Here is a 20,163-nt window from a genome sequence, read left to right as displayed (position 1 = left end):
GTCTCACTTCACGGCAGGGCGGGGCTGGTTCGGAGGGGCCGGGGCTCAGGAGGGGCGGCGGACGAGTTCCACGCCGAGCAGTTCCAGACGGACGGCTCCATCGGCGTCGATCAGCGCCGCATCGCAGCGCGCCCCCGTGCTGTGAACCTTCCGGCCTCGCAGCACACACCGCACCGTGCCGTCCACCGGGCCGCGCCGGTACACCCTGCACTCCGCGACGGCCATCGGCAGCGTCGCCGCATCGAGTACCTCCTGCGCCCAGACCAGGGCGAGTTGGAGCGCGCCGTCTATGGCGGCCGGGTCGAGCGGCCAGTGCTCACCGGACCATTCCAAGGCGCGCACGCCCGCGACGATCGCCTCGGCTCCGTGTTCCGAAACACCGTGCAGCAAGCGGACGGAGTGGAAGCGGGGGCCGTGGAAGAGGCTCTCCCCGTCGTACAACTCGGTGCGGTCCAGCGGCTTGAGGCCGTCCGGGCTGTCCCACGTGGCCGGATCCCGCTCTTCGGCCCCGGTGTCCAGCACGGCCCGGAAGTGCGCCACCCCGTTTTCCCCGCGCAGTTCCGCCTCCAGCCCCGTCGACGAACCGGCCGCACCGCGGCTGCCGTGCACGGTGAGCCGGTGGCCTGTGCCGGCCAGTTCGGGCAGGGTGCACTTCTGGTACACCCGCAGGTCGCGCAGGACGAGTGGGCCGGCACCCGGCAGCCAGGCGGTGGCCGCCCCCGCGAACCAGTTCAGGACCATCGCCACGGGCAGCACGGGAACCCCGGTGAGCGCGTGGTCGGCCAGCTGCGGCAGGTTGTCCGCCCGGACCAGCAGCTGCGCCGGACGCGGATCGCCGGCCGGGGACAGGGCCGCCGGATCGTCCCCGGCCACCAGGACGACACGGGCCTCACCGGCTGTGCCGTCCAGCTCGGCCGTGAAAGCGGCCGCCCCCTGCTCCAGAGGGATCAGCGGAACCCCGGACCGGCCGAAATGCCCGGCCAGAGCGGGCGTGACCATGCCGCCGCGCCACGGCCCCCAGACGACGCACCGCACCAGGCAGCCGGGGCGGCGGGCCTGCTCCGCTGACGCGACCTGACCCAGGATCTCGTTGGCCATGGCGTAGTCGCTCTGCCCCGCGTTGCCGAACACGGCGGCCACCGAGGAGAACAGGCAGATCACGTCCAGCGGATCGTCCGCAGTCGCGGCCAGCAGTGCGCGCAGACCGTCCACCTTGGTGGACATCACCTGCTCGACCTGCTCGTCGGTCTTGTCGGTGATCCGCTTGTCGGCCAGTACTCCCGCACCGTGCACGATGCCGGTGACCGGCCCCCACGCGTCACGTACATCGCGCAGTGCGGCGGCGACGGCGTCGCCGTCGCGGACGTCCACCTGGACGTACCGGACGGGGGATCCCGCCGCCTCCAGCGCCGCCAGCGTTGCCCGTACCTCGCGCGCGGCCAGGATCTCCCGGGCCCGCGCCGCGATCCGGGCGGGCGAGGAGTTCTCCGCGCCCTCGGTCGAACGCTCGGCGAGCAGACGGGTGAGCGCCGGTGTGTCGGCGGCCGAGGCGAGCCCAGCGGGCTCAGGAGCCGGTGCCGTCCTGCCGAGCAGCACGATCCGCGGACGGTGGGTCCTGGCCAGGTCCAGCAGCGCGGCGGAGGTCACCCCGCGGGCCCCTCCGGTGGCCACGATCACCGACTCCGAGGTGATCCGCCGGGTGCTGCCGGGCATCACCGGCGCGGTTACCATCCGCAGGGTGGTGCGGGTGCCGTCCGCGCGGAGACCTGCCTCCGGGTCAGGGCCGCCTTCCAGCAGTTCCCGCACGATCGCCTCGGCGACCTCCTCGTCGCTCCGACCGCCCCGCTCGCAGTCGACGGCCTTGACCGAGACACCCGGCCACTCCTTCGCCACGGTCCTGGTCAGACCGGCGACGCCGCCCAGCCACGCGCGGTCTGGTGCGTGGCCGTCGAGCCCGAAGTCGCCTCCGGTGTCCTGCACGGTCACGAACAGCCCGCCCCGTTCGGCAGCCTGTGCCGCCACCGCGCGCGCCGCGCGGAACACCGACCGGTGGACCTCCCGCGCATGGTCCGGCGTGCCGCCCCCGGTCAGCCCGCCGAGGTGCACGACTCCGCGCGCGTCCTCGGGCACCTCCGCCACGGCGGTGGCGTCCACGCCGCGCTCCGCCAGCTTCCGCGCGACGAGGGCGGTGATCGCGGCGCCGTCGGCGCCCCCGCCCGCCACCACGAGCGGCCCGTCCAGGAGCCCCGCCGTCGCCAGGCCGGACGCCGGTGACTCCACCGCGCGCGGCACCAGCCTCGTCAGGGCCGTCCTTTGTCCGGACCCGGTGCGCATGGCGGGGATCTCCGGGACGGCGGGGGGCCCGGTCACGGCCGGGGAGTCCGGCGCCGGGGCCCCCGGCGGCCGGCCGGCCGCGGTGAGCGCCTCGACGATCTCGCGCAGCGTGCGGAGTTTGCCGAGCTGTCCGATGTCCCCCGTCGCCACGTCGCCCACCCTCCGGCGTACGGCCGACAGGATCTCGACGCGCTTGATCGAGTCGACTCCCAAGTCCGCCTCCAACTCCATGTCCACGTTGAGCATCTCCGTCGGGTAGCCCGTGAGCCGGGCCACCACCGAGAGCAGTAGCTCCTCCAGTTCCGGCGCCGACAGAGGCGCGGCATCGGCGGCCGGTGCCGAGGGGTCCACCGGGACGGCGGCCGGGGCCCGTTTTTCGGCGGCGACCGGTGCGGGCGACGGCGCCTCGCCGGGCCCGGCGGGTACGACGGCGGGCACGGTCCCGGGAACGCCGACCGCTGCCGGGGGCGGTGTCGCGGGTGCCGGGGCACGCCGGGGCGCCGAAGGACGGGGGAGCGGCAGCGGTGCCGGGAGAGCCGGGGCGTCGGGCACGGCGCCGACGCCCTGTGCCCCGAGCATCGCGGCCAGGGTGGTCTCGGTCATCCGCAGAAAAGCCATATGGCTTTCGGTCAGCATGCGTTGGCAGGCCGCGTGGGCCTCCGCCGTCTGCCGCTGGACGCTCTCCACCGCGGCGTACCACTCGGGGCCGAGGGCGGCATCGGGCTCGGCCCCGTACGCGGAGACGGGGTCGTAGGCGGGCACGAGGTCGTGCGACTGCTCGGCTCCGTACGCGGGCTCCGGTTCCTGGGCGGGATGCGGGTGGCGTTCCGGCGCGGGCTCGGGCGGCCGCGGTGCGGCGGCTTCGGTGCGGGGCGGGTACAACTGACCGTAGTTGGCTCCGCTGATCTGCACGGTCATCCGGGGCTTGCGCTCCTTCACTGAGGTTCCGGGCGAGGCGTACGGCGCCCAGAGGGGATCGAAGTCCAGAGGGATACCGCGTACGGCGAGTTCACCGAGCGCGGTGTGCAGGGTGCTGACCCCTGACCGGTCCGCCCGGTCCAGGGGGACGGCCGCGTGCTCGCGGTCACCCAGGATCTGTCCGACCAGGCCGGTCAGCGCGGTGCCCGCGCCGACCTCGACGAAGGTCCGCACTCCTGCCGCGTACATCGCCTCGATCTGGTCCTGGAAGAACACAGGTGAGGCCAGGTGGTCGGCGATCCGGCGGCGTACCCCGTCGGGCGACGACGGGTACGGTTCCGCGTCCGCGTTGCCGTACACCTCGATCCGGGGCTTCGTGACCGGGACCGTGCGCAGGAACGCGGCGAGCGGCTCACCGGCCGGGGCGACCAGCGGGCTGTGGAAAGCGGTCGAAGTGGTCAGCCGGCGTGTGCCGACACCCTCGGCCGCGAACGCCTTCTCGGCGCGTGCGACAGCCTCTCTCGTACCCGAAAGCACCACCTGAAGCGGGGAGTTGAGGTTGGCCGGCCAGATGTCGCCGAAGTCGTCACCGGCCAGCACCGCCACCACGTGCTCGCGGTCCGCCGCCACGGCCAGCATCGCGCCCGGTACGCCGGCCGCGTTCCGCATCAGCTCACCGCGCCTGCGGGCCAGACCGACCAGCGCATCGGCGTCCAGGGCACCCGCGCAGTGCAGCGCCACCAGCTCACCGAAACTGTGGCCCGCCACGCAGTCCGGTTGCAGCCCCAGACCCCGCAGTACGGCCAGCAGGGCGAGCGCGTGCACCGCGAGCGCGGGCTGCGCCCACTCGGTGGCGGCCAGACGCGCGGCCTGGGCCGCGCGTTCCTCGTCGGCGAAGGCGGGCGGCGGGAACACCAACCGGTGCAGGGGCCGCCCGTCGAACCTGGTGCCGCCCAGCCGATCCCACACGGCCTGGGCGGCCGGTGACAGCATCGCGAGGTCGGCGCCCATCCCGACGTACTGGGATCCCTGCCCCGGAAACAGGAACGCGAGCCGGCCGGGCACGGGATCCCCGAAGGCATACCGGACACCGTTCGGTGTCGAGAACGCCGTGCCGGGCCGTTGCCGGATCAGCGTGAGCGCCCGCGCGTACTTCTCCCACAGGTCCTCGGTGTCCGTGGCGACGACGGCCAGCCGCACCGGATCGGTGGGCGAGAACGCGCGGTGGCTCTCCCGGGCGAGCGCGGCCAGCGGACGGTCGCCGTACGTTTCCGGCGGCACCAGGTCGGACGGCGACGCGCCGCTGAACAGGACGAGTTCGCTCGGTGCGGAGCGATGGCGCGGCGGCACCCCGGCCAGGGTGCCCGAGGGCACGTACTCCTCCAGCGTGACGTGGAAGTTACTGCCCCCGAAGCCGAAGCTCGACACCGACGCCCGGCGCGGATGACCGGCGGACCGCACCCACGGCCGGGCCTCGGTGTTGACGTAGAACGGGCCGTCCGGGGCGGCGGCCGCCGGCATCGGCCGGTCGACCTTGATGGTCGGGGGCAGCACCTTGTGGTGCAGGGCCATGACCGCCTTGAGCAGCCCCGCCGCGCCCGCCGCGCACTTGGTGTGGCCGATCTGCGACTTGACCGAGCCGATCGCGCACCACTGCCCGTCCGTATGTCCCGACGCCTCGAACACCTCGCGCAGCGCCGTCAGTTCGGCGGTGTCCCCGGCCTTCGTGCCGGTCCCGTGGGCCTCGACCAGCTCCACGGTCTGCGGACCGTAGCCCGCCTCCTCGTAGGCGCGTCGCAGAGCCCGTGCCTGACCGTCGGGAAGCGGCGCGTAGATCGCCGTACTCCTGCCGTCGGACGAGGTGCCGATGCCCCGGATCACCGCGTGGATCCGGTCGCCGTCCCGCTCCGCGTCGGACAGCCGCTTCAGTGCGTACATGACGACCGCTTCGCCGAGCATGGTGCCGTCCGCCGCAGCGGAGAACGGACGGCAGTCACCGGTGCGGGAGAGCGCGGGCGTCTTGGAGAAGCACAGGAACATGCCGATGTCGTTCCCGGTGTCCACACCGCCGCTGATCACCAGGTTGGCCCGCCCGAGCGTCAGCTCACCGACCGCCGTGGACAGTGCCGCCAGCGAACTGGCACAGGCGGCGTCGGTGGTGTGGTTGGTGCCGTGCAGGTCGAACCGGTTGGCGATCCGGCCCGCGACGACATTGCCGAGCAGGCCGGGGAAGGTCGACTCCTGCCACGGGCTGAAGTGCGCCGAGATGCGGTCGCACACGGCCTGCGCCTCGGCTTCGGCGAGACCGCTCTCCCGCAGCGCCTTCAGCCAGACCGGGCGATGTGCGCGCCCGTACATGTGCGGGAGTAGCTCCAGGGAGGCCGCGCCGAGGACGACGCCGACCCGGTCCCGGTCCATGCCCGACAGACCGCCGGCGTCGGTCAGCACTTGGTCGGCGACCATCAGGGCGAGCAGTTGGGAGGTGTCCGTCGCCGACAGGTTGGCGGGCGGCACACCGTACGCCAACGGGTCGAAGTCCACCTCCGGCAGGAAGGCGCCGCGGCGGGCGTACGTCTTGTCGGGGGCGGCCGGGTCGGGGTCGTAATGGTCCGTCACCAGCCAGCGGGAGGCGGGCACTTCAGTGATCAGGTCCCGGCCGCCGGTCAGGATCCGCCAGTAGCCTGCCGCGTCCGTCGCGCCGGGCACCAGGGCGCCGACACCGACCACGGCGATGGGCACCTGCCCGCGGGCGCGGGCGGACACGCTGTCTCCTCGGGGCCGGACGGCTGCCGCTGACGCCTCCGGGGCGCCGGGGCCGCTCATGCCAGCCCGCGCGGGGTGTAGGCGAATGCCTCGGACGGCAACGGAACTCCATAGGTGCGCAGTTGGTGGGCGCGGGTGAGCACCGCAGCGCCTTCGAGCAGGTTGAGCGCGATCTGCACCACGGACCGGTTCGCCGGTTCGGCCAGGAACGTGCCCGCGACCCAGCGGTTGAACGCGCCCGTCGCCGGCCCGCTCCAGATCTGGTAGTCGGTACGTCGGGCCGCCTCGCCGGTGATCGCCCACCGACTGGAACTGCCCAGGTACCAGCGGAAGACCAGCGCCATACGGTGCTTCGGATCGGCCCCCGCACGCGTGATCTCCGAGGGGTCGCGCCGCTCCCAGAACGCGCGCGTGTGCTCCCAGACCTCGTCGAACGAGGCGCGCAGCACGTCCCGTTCGATCGCGGCGCGCACCGCGGGTGGGATCTCCTCCAGCGAACCGTGCGCCCGGTAGGCCGTGTAGAGCCTGCCGGCCCGCTGGGCGAACATCGTCCCCCGGGACAGTACTTGCAGCGTGACACCCAGCTCGAACATGTCCGCCGCCGGTGCCATGGCCACATCGGCGACATCCGCCTCGCAGAGCATCGCCTTGGCCTCTTCGGACAGGCCCGCCTCGGTGGCCGTCTGGTTCACCGATCCGACGACCACGTAGGACGCGCCGAGGGCGAAGGCGGCGGCCACCGCGGCCGGTGTGCCCAGCCCGCCGGCCGCGCCGATCCTGACCGGTCGGCGGTAGCCGAACCGCCGGCACAGCGCGTCGCGCAGCAGGGCGATCCTCGGCAGCAGGGCCGACAACGGCCGGTTGTCGGTGTGACCTCCGCTGTCGGCCTCCACGGTGATGTCCTCGGCCACCGGCACCAGGGCCGCCAGGCCGGCCTCCTGCGGGGTCAGCTTCCCCTGGACGACGAGCCGGTCCAGCAGCGCGGCCGGGGCGGGCGAGAGGAACCTCTCGGCCACCTCGGGCCGGGAGACCTTGGCGAGCATCCGCGTGCGCCGGACGATTCCGCCGTCGGCGCCGCGGCGCAGTCCCCGGGCCGAGCACAGCACGACGGCCGGGGTGAGCTCCATGAACGCCGACGCCGAGATCCGGGGCACACCGCAGCGCAGCAGCAGCTCGGCGACGCGGAACTCCAGCGCGGGTTCGGCCGGTGAGTGGATGAGGTTGACGCCCCAGTTCGAACGGGACCGCAGCTCCCCGGCCAGCGCGTGCACGGCCCGCTCCACGTCGGCATGTGCCAGGCCGCCGGCGCCGAAGAACCCGAGCATCTCCGCCCGGGCCATCGCGGACACCATCCGGGTGGTCGCGATGCCGTTCGCCATCTCGCCTGCCACATAAGGGAAACGGACGCCGTGCGCCTCGCAGAAGGTGCGCCCGCCGAGCCACTCGGGGTACAGCGGCGGCAGCGTCCCGAGCACCGGGCCGTCGGGTACCGGACCGGCCGCGAGACCCAGTTCACGGCCGCTCGGCCCGCTGACGATGTGTACGGGTTCCCGGATCAGTCGGGCCCGGGCGGCGATCTCCTCAGGGGAGAAGACCGGCGGGGACGCGGCGGCGACGGGAGCGGAGAGGACGGACACGGAGGGGCTCCAGCGGGAGAGGAGGTGTGCGGGTCAGGCGTACCGGGCGGACGGGAAGACGGCGGTGGGCGACGGCCCGGCGGGAACCCGGCCCCTCGGGACCAGGCCGGACCACAGGTAGTCGAGGTCCACCCGGTCGGAGGCCGCCGACGACCCGAACAGGGCCCGGACCCGGGTGTTGTCGAAGCGCCGTCGGTGGGTCAGGTAGGCCGTCAGACCCGGGTAGAAGTCCACCAGCGTCTCCAGCGCCGACGGGTCGTCCGGCTCCGTGGCGACCAGGTCGATCGACAACTCAACCAGCCGTTCCAGCAGGGTTGCGATCGTCTGCACGGGCACGTCGCGGTCGTGGACGACGTGGTACGTGTCGACTCCGCCCGAGGGCGTCCGGCCGGCCAGCCGCACCATGACCTCGGCCGCGTGCTCCACCTGCATCAGGTTCAGCCGGCCGTGCGGATGACCCAGCAACCGGACGCGGGGACGGCCGCCCGGGTCGGCGCCGTGGGGGTCGTCGGGTCCGTCGCCGTCGTGGCCCGGGTTTCCAGGGCCGGCGGTGCGTCGCGCGTCGCGCAGGATCCGCTCGATGACCTGAAGCGGATGCGAGGGCAGTTCCGGGTGCGGCGGCAGGTCCGTGACGAGGATGCTCGGCCGCAGCACCACGACCGGGCGGCGGTGCTCCCGCGACCACGCGTGGATCAGCACCTCCGCCTCGTACTTGGAGCGTTCGTAGGCGTTCTCGAAGCCGTACGCGTCGTCCAGCTCGTCCTCGTACGCCACCCCCTCACGCCGGCTCCCGGCGACGAAAGCGGTACTCACGTGGTGGACCACGGGTCTCTCGCGTCCGGCGGCGGCCAACTCCAGTACATGCCGGGTTCCTTCGACGTTGGTCCGGCGCAGCTCGGGAAGGTCTCCCTCCAGGTTGATGCTGCCCGCGCTGTGCCAGATCGCGCCGAGACCGTCGGCCAACTCCTGGAACACGCGCCTGGACAGCCCCAGCCCGGGCTGCTCCAACTCGGTCTCCACCACCCGCAGCCGGTCGGGGAGTTCGGCGACGAACGCCTCGGGCACGCCGGTCAGTGCGAAGAACCGGGTGATGCGGTGCAGCGCGTCACCCGACCCCGCGTGGACCAGGACCGTCACCGACCGGTGCGTGTCGAGCAGACGGCGCAGCAGGCGCAGTCCGAGGAATCCGGTGGCGCCGGTGAGGGCGACGTGCATGACCTTGGCTCCAAGGGCTCCGAGAGGGACAGGACCACCATCGCGTGCGAGGGCGGTGAACGCCGGGGCCGTTGCGGCGGCCGGGGAGGCGAGATGTAGCCGGCCGTCCCACGCGCGGCATGACACCGGCGGTCGCGGCGTGCGCGGCCCGACTCGTCCGGCCGACCCGGTGCAACGGGCGTCCGCCGGTACCTCCGGCCCCGCCGGGGGCTGCTCAGGCCCTCTCTTGGGCTTGATGACCACTGGCGCACGGCACACAGTGTCAGACGGTGGACGGTGATGGAGCCCCCGATCCCACCGGCTCACCCGAATGAAGTACCCACGCCACGGTCCGTGGCTGTCCCGGACGGCTCGTCGGAGCTCCCGCCGCGAGCCGGGGCGCCCGGCCGTACGGACGCAACTGAAGCAGTCGGGACCGAGCGGGCCGCCCGGCGGACCGTCCCCCTTTCGGGTGATCTCGCGGGCGGTGGCCGGCAGGCGGTCCCGGGCGGCTCAGCGTCCCCGCCGGCGGCCGGTGCCGGGCGTCGAGCCCGGTGGGGCAGGAGGGGAGCGCGTCCTTCGGGGGCTGCGGGCGAGTACGGCCTTCACCGCGGCCGGATATAAACCGTACCTATTCAGGCCGGTGACGCGTTCGGCGTCGCTGCGGACGTGCACGGGTCGGCGGCCCTTCCGATCGGTGGTCCGTCCCGGTCGGTCGGGGTGGCCGAGCGCCCGGCCTCGCCCCGCCTGCCCGTCCCTTGGCACGAACTGGAGCTCCCCGATGCCCGTGTCCGATCCGTCAGCCCGGTCCGTTCCCTTCCCCAGCTACCCCGCCCACTCGGTCGACCGCGCGTTCCTCAGCATGGAGCGTCGCCACCCCGACGCCCGCTGGGACGCGGGCGGTGTCGCGTACCTGAGCGGTCCGCCCCCGAGCCTGGCGGACTTCCGCGCGTACGTGGGCTCACGCCTGGGCCGGCTGCCCCTGCTCACGAGCCGGGTCGAGGGCGGCTCACGGCGCCCCCGGTGGCGGCCGGACGCGGACTTCGCCGTCGACCGGCATGTCCACGAGGTGGTCGCAAAGGGCCCCGCAGGGTGGGATGCCGCCCTGCACACCGCGCTCGACGCGCCGTTCGCGCCCGGCACCTACTGGGGAGTCTGGCTGGTCCACGGCCATGTGCCTGACGAGTACGCCGTGTGCTATCGCTTCCACCACGCCTGCCAGGACGGTTCGGCCGCCGCGATGACTTTCCGGGCCATGCTGGGCGAGGGGGAGCCCTCGGCCCGCCCGGTGCCGAGGAAGGGCCGCCTGGTCGGTCTGCCCCGAAGGGTGGGCACAGCAGTCGGGCTGGCCACGATGTTCCTGGCCGGCTCCCTCGCCGTTCGCGGCCACCGTACGCCCGTCCCAATCGTCCCCACGGGAGAGCGGCGGCTGTGGCGGGGCCGCGTACCGGCGGACGCCCTCCGCCGGATCGCTGCGGCACATGGCGGATCGGCCCACGACGTCCACCTGGCCGCGCTCGCCGGGGCGTTGTCGGCCTGGTCGGCCCGGTCCGGCGTACCGCTTCCTCGGGTGACGGCGCTGCTGCCCGTTGACGCACGCCGCCCGGACGAGGAACAGACCTGGGGCAACCGCTGCTTCGCCCTGCCGCTGGAGCTGCCCGTGCGGACCGCCCCGGAACGCGGGGCCGGATCCCGGGACGGCGACTCGCCCCTGTGGCGACTGGAGCACGTCATGGCCACGACCCGGAGACTGCGGGGCGAGGCCTGGCGGCAGGCCATTCAGGACCTGGTGCGCTACATGCCGGACCGCCCGACCGAGTGGTACCTGCGAAGGATGCTCTCCCCGCGCGTCACCGACGTCATGGCGACGTCCATGCCGGTCGCCGACAAGGGAAGTCTGGGGGACAGCCGGGTGACCGGCGTCGCCCTGCTCCCCCTGCTCGTGCCCGGGCACCTCTTCGGAGTGGGCCTGTCGTTCTTCGGCAACTGGACCGAGTCGTCCTTCGTGGCTGACCGCGCCCTTCCGCTCGGGGAGCTGCTTCCGGAACTGTGGGAGCAGGCCGTGGGTGAACTGGAGGGAACCTCTGCGCCGGTGTGAACGCGGAGGCGCCGGGGGCGGGGCGCACCGATCGCTCGGGTGCGGCCCCGGGCCGAGCCGTGTGTGTCAGACCACCGCTTCGAGTTCTGCCAGGGCCGTCAGCCACAGCCCCGGGAGGTCCGCGCCGCGGGCGAAGGCCGTGTCGTGGACGACGGAGAGCGTGCACTCGTCCCGGTACCTGAGCAGCGTCAGATGGCAGAGCTGACCGGGCAGGGGAGCGCCCAGCCCGAGCGCGCCGTCCAACCGTGCCTCACCGAGGACCGGCTGTGGCACGGCCGCGGGGAAGTAGGTGCCGGTGAGGGAGGCGTGGCGCGGACGCATGAGCAGCCGCAGCGTGCCGAGGCTCACCGGACGCGGCGCGCGCCGCATGAGAGCGCGGGAGGTGTGCATCCTCCGCTCGACGCGCCCGGGCTCCAATTGACGTGAGAGAGAGGCGAGACGGCGCAGCGGAAGGGGCTCCTCACAGGGCAGCCGCAGACGCACCATGGTGAGGAAGTTGCCCACCGCGCCCCGTTCGCCACCGGTCCGGACCGACAGGGGCCAGAGGAGTGTGAGAGGAGCCGGACGCTCTTCCTCGGCCAGGGCGACAGCAGCCCGCATCGCCCCGGTCAGCGCGGTCAGGAAGACCCCGCTGACGTCAGTACCGAGAGCCCGGGAGACAGCGAGCAGCCGCCGGGTCTGCACCGTCCCGACGGCCGTGGCGAGCTTCCCCGTCGGCGGCCGACGCAGCTCCGACCAGGTGCCGCTGCCCCGCAGGCTCCGGGCGACGTCGCTCATGATGCCCAGCACAGCACGGGAGGAGACCCGCCCCCCGCTGTCGGCGGGCGGAGACGTGTCCTGGACAGCGGGCGACCTTTGCGGTGTGACGCGCGAGGTGAAAAGCGTCCGCAATACGTAGTGGTGCCCCGCGCCGTCTTCCAGAGCGTGGTGGATGCGGAACACCAGCACGTACTCGGGCAGGCCAGTGGTACTGGTGTACCCGTGAATCAGCCAGAGGTCCCAGGGCGGGCGGGGTGCGGCCGGCAGCGGCCGCATCAGCACTTCCTGGAGACAGTTCTGCCACTGCTCCCGGGGATCCGTCATGATCAGATCGTGTACATGCTGACGCAGGTCGAGGTCCGGGACGGGGACGAAGCAGGGACGAGGCCCCAGCCCCTCCTCGACACGGTGGGTCAGCGTCGGAAGGTCCGCGAGCCTGGCCCGTACGTGCCGGCGCAGGGCGTCCGGTGAGGGTGGCTCCCCACGGAAGCGCACCGCCCACCCCACCGCCAACTGGTGCGTGCCGGACATCCGGTGGAACAACTGGCTGAGCGGATCACAAGGCGTCGGCCGCCGGGGCGGGGCCGGCCACGGCGGGCAGGGCCGGGACGGCGCTGCCCGCGCGACGCCTGCCTGCTCGGCGCTCCCGGCGGAGGGCTCTTCGGTAGGAGCGGAAGTCAATTTCGATCCCATGGCGGTAGGTGGACACGTACGTCTTGCGATGGCGGCGCCACTCGTGCGCGATCGCCCGCGTCATGTCTGTCGGCGACGGCAGGGCGACAGCGCCCTCGATCAGCTCGGCGATCCATTCCGCCTGCGGTTCGAGCAGCGGGAACGCCGCACCGGAGGGCTGCGCGAGCCCCATGAAGTAGAGCCCGGGGACGCGGGGCGGGACCGTGCGCAGATAGAGCTCCGTGCGGCCGTCCGAGGCGGCGAACACGGAGGGTTCCATGAAGGGGAAGGAGATCCTGTAGCCCGTGGCGTACACCACGGCGTCCACCGATTCACGGCTGCCGTCCCTGAAGACCGCTGTGTCCCGGCCGAAGGAACTGACGCCGGGCTTCGGTGTGACCGCGCCCCGGGCCAGCTGGGCGAGGAGTTCGTCGGAGGTGGAGGGGTGGCCGGCGAGCGGTCCGCGGACCGGTTCGGGGAGCCCGTAACGAGCCGGCGCACCGCGGGTGAGCCGCAGGAGGAGCCGCAATGCCGGATCCTTGACGAACCGTGGGAGATCGGACAGCGGGCTCCACACCAGATGGTCCGCCGGACGGCCGAGCAGCATCTTGGGGAACAGATGGGCCGCGTCGCGCGCGGAGAGGAACGTCCGCGCCGACGTACGCGAGATCTCCGCCGCGATTTCGCACGCGGAGTTGCCCATGCCGATCACCAGCACCTGCCGACCGGCGTACCGGTCAGGGGTGCGGTAGTCGTGCGAGTGGATCGCGGTCCCCCCGAATTCCTCGGCGCCGGGCAGGGCGGGGGCCGGGAGGCGCGGATCCCAGTGATGCCCGTTGGCCACCACCACCTCGGTGTAGCGCCGCGTCTCCTCGGCCACGCCGCCACGGCGCCGGCAGACCACCTCCCAGCCGCCGTCGTCCAGGGGCCGCACCGAGGTGACCCTCGTGCCGAACACGATGTGGCGGTGCAGGCCGAACGACGCGGCGTAGTCCTCCAGATAGGCCAGGACCATGCTGTGGTGCGGAAAGACCGGGTAGGTCTCCGGCATGGCCAGGGAGGAGAAGGACATGCTCTCCTTCGAGATGTTCGCGTGCAGGGACGCGTACACCCCCGACATGCCGTTGTCGTTGCCGTACCGCCAGAGTCCGCCGATGCCCGACCCGGCCTCGAAGCAGTCGAACGGAACGTTCCGCGAGGCAAGGACCTTGCTCGCGGCCAGGCCGGACGGGCCGGCGCCGATGACGCATGTTCTCCGCATGACTGACCGGCCTTCCTCGTGCGTGCGTGACATCTCCGGCATCCACATGGACGGGACCGCCGGAGGGGCGCTGCGACGGCGTCAGGACGGGCAGACCTAGGTCCTGTCCGGTACCTGACCCGTGGACCGGGGCGAAACCCGGGCGGACCTGCCGCCCCCCAGTCCTGGCCACGCTAGCCGCCCCGGTCGCCCCGAAACCTGTTTCCGCCGGCAAAGCCGCCGCACGTGTGACGCGGTGTGCGCCGGATTGACGGCGTGGAACGGAACCGCTCCTGGCGCCGTTTCCGTTGCGCTGCCTGCTCGTTGGGCACGGGCGGACCGGTTCCGCCGCCCATCGGAAGACGCGTACAGCTTCCGTGGCCATCCGGAAGACCTGGCACGACGGAGCAGCGCGATGGACGTCACAGATGTGCACCACTCCTACCGGCAGCACGCCGTTCTACGGGGCGTCGACCTCCGGCTGCGGCCCGGGGTCCTCGCCGGGATCGTCGGGGAGAACGGCGCCGGCAAGACGACGCTGCTGAGGATCCTCGCCGGTGAACTCCGGCCGGACCGGGGCTCGGTGCACCACAGCGGCAGGTTCGGCTACTGCCCGCAGTCCGTGGTCCTGGACGACTCCTTCACCGTCCGCCAGCACCTGGACTTCTTCCGGCACGCCTTCGGGCTGGCGGACCTGCGGCGAGCCGAGGAAGTGATGGAGACCCTGGCCTTCACCGAGTACCTCGACCAGCGCGCGGGTCTGCTCAGCGGCGGCTCACGGCAGAAGCTGAACCTGACCCTCGCGCTCATGCACGACCCGGACGTGCTGCTGCTTGACGAGCCCTACCAGGGCTTCGACTGGGAGACGTACCTGCGCTTCTGGGAGCTGGCGACACGGCTGCGCGACGCCGGACACTCGGTGCTGGTCGTCTCGCACCTGGCGTACGACATCGAGCGGCTGGACCAGCTGTGGCGCCTGGAGGACGGGCGCCTCCACCGCCAGGACCGGTGCGCGGAGGCGGCGGCATGAGGCGGCACTGGTCCCTGTTCACCACGGCCTCCCGGTACGCGCTGATCGGTCACGCGCGCAACCGGTTCGCGATGCTGCTGGTGGTGCTGTACATCCCCGTGTGGATCGCCCTGGCCTACGTGACCATTCCCGACCGGCCGGCGCCGTTCCGGCTGCGGGCCACGGGCGAGGTCCTGACCCCGCCCGGCAATCACCTCACCCAGATCACCGGCGCGCTGAACGCGGTCACCCTGATCGCCGGGTTCATGATGTTCGCCGCCACTTTCACGGGCGGTGCCTTCGACCGGCGCCTGGCCATGGCGGGGTACCCGCGTCGCCACCTGGTCCTCGCCAAGCTCTCCGCGCTGTCCGTGGTCTGCGCCGCCGTCGCGGCATACGCCACGGCCGCCGCCGGCTTCGCCTGGTCCCCCCGACAGCCCCTCATGCTGGCCGCCGCGCTGTTCTGCGCCGCCCTGACCTACGGCGCGCTCGGAGTGGTCTTCGGCTCGGTGCTCCGCCGTGAGGTGGAGGGCATGTTCGCCATCCTGATGATCAGCATTATCGACGTCGCCCTGCAGAACCCCCTGTCGAGCTCCGGGTCGGACAGCGCCGTCGTGCGCTTCCTGCCGTCGTACGGAGCCGTGCAGGCCAGCATGTCCGCGGCCTTCTCCACCGCGCCGGTGGCCCCGGGCCTCGCGATCCAGTTGCTCTGGCTCCTGGGGGCGGCGCTGGCCGGGTTCATGGTCTTCCGCCGGCGTACCCGCGACGCACTCCCACCGGAACGGAAGCGACGCACCCCGGACCGCTCCGGGCCCGGTGTCAACGCGGGCGCGCCCGTGCGCACGCCGGAGCCCGGCGCAGTCGCACAGCGCGTACGACCCACCTGACCGGCGGGCCACCGGCCGTCCGGCCTGACGGCCGCCGTGACCTGTGGGAGCCGGAGATCGTTCTGCAACCGGGCGTTGATTCGTCGCCCGACCACCACATTCACGCAAGGAGCGCCATCCCCATGACCCTTTCGCGTACCGTCCGGAGTGCGGTCCTCACCGCGGCTCTTCTGTCCGCCTCCGCCCTGGCCTTCCCCGCCTCCGCGCAGGCGGCTCCGCTGCCGCCCGCGTGTCAGGAAGCGCTGCTCACCCCCCTCGACAAGTTCCCCGTTGCGGACTTCACGGTCCCCGACAAGGTCCAGAGCGCCATGCTGAACGAGGTCGCGAACCTCAGCGAGGCCGACCAGCAGGCCTTCACCGAGAAGGCGTGCGCGGCCTGGAACAACTGGGCCACCAAGAACGGCCAAGCGGTGGCCACGGACCTGGACACCCGCTACCGGAACGCCGCCGGACCCGCGTGCAACAAGTTCACCACCGCCGCCATCGGGACGATCAAGAAGTACGCCCCGAACATCCCAGCCGGGACAAGGGAGTTGGAGAAGGTGGCCAAGAAGGTCTGGCAGAACGCCATGCAGAAGCTCGCCGTGGAGGCCACCAACGCCGACTGCCGTAAGGCCTACAACGGCGTAAAGGCCGGCTGGTAGCGAGACCCGTCGGATGACGCCCGCGTCCGCCGTCTGACGTTTCATCTGTCGCCTGGCGCTTCCGTCCGTCGTCCGACCCGACGGTACGGAAGCTCCAGACGAGACCGCGCCTGTGTAGCGGGCTATCGAACCCGCACGTCTCAGCGGGTGTCTCGTTCTCGGACCCACCGGCGGGAGCCGGGGTCAAGAGCGTCTCCGCCTTCTACCGCAACTTCCAGGCGGTGACCGCGATGAGCCCCATCCAGTTCCAGAAGCAGATCCGGCTGCAGGAGGCCCGGCTACTGCTCGCCACCCACCCGGGCGACGTCACCGGAGTCGGCCACCGCGTCGGCTCTGACAACCCGTCACAGTTCAGCCGGGAATACCGCCGCCAGTTCGGCGCACCCCCCCAGCCAGGACGCCACCCGCCTGCGTCACACCGTGGGCGCCCCCGCGGGCGTCGTCCTTCCCTGACGTGACGGGACATCAGCCGGGCGTGCCCCGATATGCACTGGGTGGTACTTGAGCGTTGGTCACTTCGCCTGAGCGAGATGGACCGCATCGGAACCGGCCGGGAATCGGAGCTGGCCGGTCGTGTCGTGCACGGCTCGCCACACCGTCTCGGCGACGTCGCTCTCCTTGGTGAACAGGTCCTGACCCGTGAAGTCGCCCATGGCCTTCTCCGCCCACGGTACGTAGGGCGCCGGGACCAGCTCGTCCAGCGAGGCGCCGTTCGTCGCGTTGGCTGCGAAGTTCGTCGTCAGGCAGGCGCCCGGCTCGACCGTCTTCGCCCGCACTCCGAAGGGCGCGAGTTCGAGCGCGAGGGATGCGGTGAACCCCTCGATGGCCATCTTGCTCGCTTTGTAGACGGCCGAGAGCGGCATGTGGCTCAGCACCACGCTGGAGGTCACGTTGACCACCACGCCGGAGCCGCGCTCGCGGAAGTGGGGCAGCACCGCCTGCGTCGTCGCCATCACACCGAACGTGTTGGTTTCGAAGACTTCCCGCACTCGGGTCATGGGGGTGCCCTCGAACACACTGATCGACGGGACACCCGCGTTGTTGACCAGGACGTCGATGGGCCCCGCTGCCTCGAGCGCGGCGGTGATGGACTCGGGCTTGGTCACGTCTAGCTCGACAACGCGGAGCCGCTCCGACTCTGGCAGGACGTCAACACGCGGCGTGCGCATCGTGGCGATGACGTTCCACCCCTGCGAGTGGAAGTAGAGGGCGGTCTCCCGTCCGTATCCGGATGAGGTACCGGTGATCAGAATTGTCTTCATGGTGTGATCCTTGCGATGTGGTGGGAACCGCGGGTGGGACGGCATTTTCCCGCTCCGCGGAAGAACTCGTGATCCCATTGAATCGCTCTGACCTGCGGTGATAGTAGAACTATCCTCGCTTCCTCTTGCACAATCCTCCCCCATGGTCCAGCTCGGCTTGGTATCCCAGGAGGAACACCATCCCGTTCGATCGATCGGAGTCGGCTGCAGAGCGGTCTCCGAGGCTCGGTTATACCGTTGGAGGCACATCGCGGCACGCACCCCGGCGTTGCCGTGCGTAGTCGTCGCGGCGTGACGCTGCGGCCAGTCTCCGGGAGTAGCCGTGACAGCACACCCTCCCCTCCCGCCCTTCACACGGGAATCCGCGATCGAAAAGGTCCGATTGGCCGAGGACGGCTGGAACAGCCGAGACCCGCAGAAGGTATCCCGCGTGTACACCAAGGACTCCCGCTGGCGAAACCGTAGCGAGTGGGTCACTGGGCGCGACGAGATAGTCGATTTCCTCACGCGTAAGTGGTCCAGGGAACTGGACTACCGGCTCATCAAGGAACTCTGGGCCTTCGACGGCAACCTCATCGCGGTGCGGTTCGCCTACGAATCGCACGACACCGAAGGCAACTGGTACCGCTCCTTCGGCAACGAGAACTGGGAGTTCGAAGAGGACGGCCTGCTGGCCGTGCGGCACGCCTCCATCAATGACGTACCCATCAAGGAATCCGAACGCAAGTACCACTGGCCGCTCGGGCGCCGTCCCGACGACCATCCCGGACTCAGCCAACTCGGCTTCTGAATCTCGGGCTCCACAGCTCCGCGGACCGACCGGTTGCCGACCCGTCGGACGGCGGTCAGCATGGATAAGGAGCCATGCGCATGGCGTCTCTGGACCAGTACGAAAGGACCAGTACGAAAGGAACCGCACCATGCCCTTCGTCACCGCCAAAGACGGAACAGAAATCTTCTACAAGGACTGGGGATCCGGGCAGCCCGTGGTGTTCTCCCACGGATGGCCACTGACCGCCGACGCGTGGGATCCTCAACTGAAACTCATGGCGGACAACGGTTTCCGAGCCATCGCCCACGACCGGCGTGGCGGTGGACGCTCCGGCCAGACCTGGCAGGGGAATGACCTCGACACGTACTCCGACGACCTGGCGTCACTCATCGAAACCCTCAACCTGCGCGACGCGATCCTCGTCGGCCACTCGACCGGCGGCGGTGAGGTCACCCGCTACATCGGTACGCACGGCTCCAGCCGGGTCGCCAAAGCCGTACTGCTCAGCGCGATCCCGCCACTGATGCTCAAGACGGACGCGAATCCGGAAGGGCTTCCGATCGAGGTATTCGACGAGATCCGAGCAGGCGTCGCGAAGGACCGATCGCAGTTCTACAAGGACCTCAGCGCCGCCTTCTACGGCGCGAACCGCGATGGATCGACCGTCAGTCAAGGCACCCGCGACGAGTTCTGGCTCTTGGCGATGTCGGTGGGTATCAAGGGCGCCTACGACTGCGTAGCGGCCTTCTCCGAGACAGACCTCACCGAAGACTTGAAGAGGTTCGACGTCCCCACTCTGATCGCACAGGGCGACGACGACCAGATCGTTCCCATCGTGGCCTCCGGAAACAAATCATCCCAGCTCGTGAAGGACGTCGTCTTCAAGGTCTACCCGGGCGCCCCCCACGGCCTCTCGATGGTCCCCGCTTTCGCCGAGCAGTTCAACAAAGACCTGCTCGACTTCGCACGCAGCTGATCTGCCCTCCGGGCTGCGGCTATGCGCAGCTGGACGGGGGTCGGAACGCGAACCGCACGTCGGTCAATTGTTCCGACAACTCCCACAGGCGCCGGCCGGTCTCGGCGTCGGCCGCCGCGGGGGACAGCTGTACCCGCGTCGGTCCGCCGCGCAGCTCACCCAGGCCATCCGGCCCGATGAACTGACCGCCCTCCACGTCCGGGTCGGTCGCCGCGTACAACTGTGGCAGCGCACCCTGGTCGGGGGACTGGGCGAACGGGGTGAGGATGCGGCCGAACAGCAGCTTCACCATGCCGACCGGCGCGCTCGTCTGCAGGTTGGTGGCGGCGTAGCCGGGGTGGGCGAGCAAGCTGCGCACCGGGCTGCCGACCTCGGTCAGCCGCCGGTGGAGTTCCTGTCCGAAGACGGCGTTGGCGAACTTCGACTGGTTGTAGAAGGCCATGGGGGAGTACGTGTGCTCGCCGGCGAGGTCATCGAAGAAGAGGCGCCCCTGCCGGTGGTTGGTCGAACTCACCGTGACCACCCGGGGGTCGTTCCCGTCCGCCAGCAGGTCGAGCAGCAATCCGGTGAGCGCGAAGTGGCCGAGATGGTTGCTGGCGAACTGCAACTCGTGGCCCTGCGCGCTCAGCGATCGAGGCGGCGCCATCACGCCGGCGTTGTTGACGAGCACGTCCAGCCGTGGATGGTCCGCACGCAACTGATGGGCGAAGGCTCGAACCGAGTCGATATCGGCCAGGTCGATGTGGCGCACCTCAAGGCGGGCGCCCGGATGCTCGGCGGTGATCTCCGCGGCCGCCCGGCGGCCCTTTTCCTCGTCGCGCACCGCAAGGATCACGTGCCCGCCCCGGCGGACGAGCGCCCGGGTGGTCGCCAGGCCGAGGCCACTGTTGGCTCCGGTGACGACGAACACCCGCTTGGTCTGGTCCGGGATCTGCTCGGCGGTCCAGCGCTGCTGCTGTGTCATGTGGCACAGGTTGCCCCTACTGGCACTAAGTGTC

The 20,163-nt window shown here is 71.3% G+C and carries 13 protein-coding genes and 1 pseudogene; 7 read left to right on the top strand and 7 right to left on the bottom strand.

Annotation, left to right across the window (positions count from 1 at the left end; genetic code table 11):
* Window positions 1–45: 45 nt before the first annotated feature.
* Genes ACFVWW_RS02805 through ACFVWW_RS02795 form a run of 3 tightly spaced genes read right to left on the bottom strand, consistent with a single transcriptional unit; the run spans window position 46 to window position 8,867 of the window.
* The gene (locus ACFVWW_RS02805) at window positions 46–6,075 is read right to left on the bottom strand and encodes an SDR family NAD(P)-dependent oxidoreductase (protein WP_386875507.1); all 6,030 of its coding nucleotides are present in this window, start codon (window positions 6,073–6,075) and stop codon (window positions 46–48) included.
* Window positions 6,072–7,652 carry a PfaD family polyunsaturated fatty acid/polyketide biosynthesis protein gene (locus tag ACFVWW_RS02800; protein ID WP_386875505.1) on the bottom strand — a complete coding sequence of 527 codons (1,581 nt, stop codon included), beginning with the start codon at window positions 7,650–7,652 and terminating at the stop codon, window positions 6,072–6,074. Before ACFVWW_RS02800 ends, ACFVWW_RS02805 begins: the two co-directional genes overlap by 4 nt.
* Window positions 7,653–7,685: 33 nt before the next feature.
* On the bottom strand, window positions 7,686–8,867 hold the full coding sequence (locus ACFVWW_RS02795; protein WP_386875503.1) for an SDR family oxidoreductase: 1,182 nt from the start codon (window positions 8,865–8,867) through the stop codon (window positions 7,686–7,688).
* 760 nt (window positions 8,868–9,627) lie between these two features.
* Here ACFVWW_RS02795 and ACFVWW_RS02790 point away from each other — a divergent pair.
* Window positions 9,628–10,944 carry a wax ester/triacylglycerol synthase domain-containing protein gene (locus tag ACFVWW_RS02790; protein WP_386875501.1) on the top strand — a complete coding sequence of 439 codons (1,317 nt, stop codon included), beginning with the start codon at window positions 9,628–9,630 and terminating at the stop codon, window positions 10,942–10,944.
* A 66-nt stretch (window positions 10,945–11,010) separates the two neighbouring features.
* On the opposite strand, the gene ACFVWW_RS02785 is transcribed toward ACFVWW_RS02790, so the two are convergent.
* Window positions 11,011–12,234, bottom strand: coding sequence for a wax ester/triacylglycerol synthase domain-containing protein (locus ACFVWW_RS02785; protein WP_386875499.1), 1,224 nt, complete (start codon window positions 12,232–12,234; stop codon window positions 11,011–11,013).
* A gap of 25 nt (window positions 12,235–12,259) precedes the next feature.
* Window positions 12,260–13,636 (bottom strand): flavin-containing monooxygenase, encoded by a 1,377-nt coding sequence (locus ACFVWW_RS02780; protein ID WP_386875497.1) that lies wholly within the window; start codon window positions 13,634–13,636, stop codon window positions 12,260–12,262.
* Window positions 13,637–14,030: 394 nt separating this feature from the next.
* Here ACFVWW_RS02780 and ACFVWW_RS02775 point away from each other — a divergent pair, with 394 nt between their 5' ends.
* The 4 genes and pseudogenes from ACFVWW_RS02775 to ACFVWW_RS02760 form a co-directional block, all read left to right on the top strand.
* Window positions 14,031–14,645, top strand: a complete 615-nt coding sequence (locus ACFVWW_RS02775) for an ABC transporter ATP-binding protein (RefSeq protein WP_384328096.1) — start codon at window positions 14,031–14,033, stop codon at window positions 14,643–14,645.
* A complete protein-coding gene (locus tag ACFVWW_RS02770; RefSeq protein WP_384328093.1) occupies window positions 14,642–15,511 on the top strand; it encodes an ABC transporter permease in 870 nt (289 codons plus the stop codon). The genes ACFVWW_RS02775 and ACFVWW_RS02770 overlap by 4 nt, the downstream gene beginning before the upstream one ends.
* Before the next feature lie 122 nt (window positions 15,512–15,633).
* The gene (locus tag ACFVWW_RS02765; protein ID WP_384182677.1) at window positions 15,634–16,155 is read left to right on the top strand and encodes a hypothetical protein; all 522 of its coding nucleotides are present in this window, start codon (window positions 15,634–15,636) and stop codon (window positions 16,153–16,155) included.
* A gap of 188 nt (window positions 16,156–16,343) precedes the next feature.
* Window positions 16,344–16,608, top strand: a pseudogene (locus ACFVWW_RS02760) (helix-turn-helix transcriptional regulator); the annotation flags it as partial.
* Window positions 16,609–16,667: 59 nt separating this feature from the next.
* Here ACFVWW_RS02760 and ACFVWW_RS02755 read toward each other — a convergent pair.
* Window positions 16,668–17,417, bottom strand: coding sequence for an SDR family oxidoreductase (locus ACFVWW_RS02755; protein ID WP_386875494.1), 750 nt, complete (start codon window positions 17,415–17,417; stop codon window positions 16,668–16,670).
* A 322-nt stretch (window positions 17,418–17,739) separates the two neighbouring features.
* On the opposite strand from ACFVWW_RS02755, the gene ACFVWW_RS02750 reads away from it, so the two are divergent.
* Both ACFVWW_RS02750 and ACFVWW_RS02745 read left to right on the top strand, forming a co-directional pair.
* Entirely contained in the window at window positions 17,740–18,207 is a 468-nt protein-coding gene (locus ACFVWW_RS02750) for a DUF1348 family protein (protein ID WP_384328090.1), read from the top strand.
* A 130-nt stretch (window positions 18,208–18,337) separates the two neighbouring features.
* Window positions 18,338–19,165 carry an alpha/beta fold hydrolase gene (locus ACFVWW_RS02745; protein ID WP_384328087.1) on the top strand — a complete coding sequence of 276 codons (828 nt, stop codon included), beginning with the start codon at window positions 18,338–18,340 and terminating at the stop codon, window positions 19,163–19,165.
* Window positions 19,166–19,184: 19 nt separating this feature from the next.
* On the opposite strand, the gene ACFVWW_RS02740 is transcribed toward ACFVWW_RS02745, so the two are convergent.
* The gene (locus tag ACFVWW_RS02740; RefSeq protein WP_386875491.1) at window positions 19,185–20,129 is read right to left on the bottom strand and encodes an oxidoreductase; all 945 of its coding nucleotides are present in this window, start codon (window positions 20,127–20,129) and stop codon (window positions 19,185–19,187) included.
* Window positions 20,130–20,163 lie beyond the last annotated feature (34 nt).

Source organism: Streptomyces sp. NPDC058198 (assembly GCF_042882605.1).
In the GTDB taxonomy this organism is placed as follows: Bacteria; Actinomycetota; Actinomycetes; order Streptomycetales; family Streptomycetaceae; genus Streptomyces.
The sequence above is the reverse complement of the archived record's forward strand: the minus strand, read 5'-3'. Positions and strand labels throughout refer to the sequence as shown.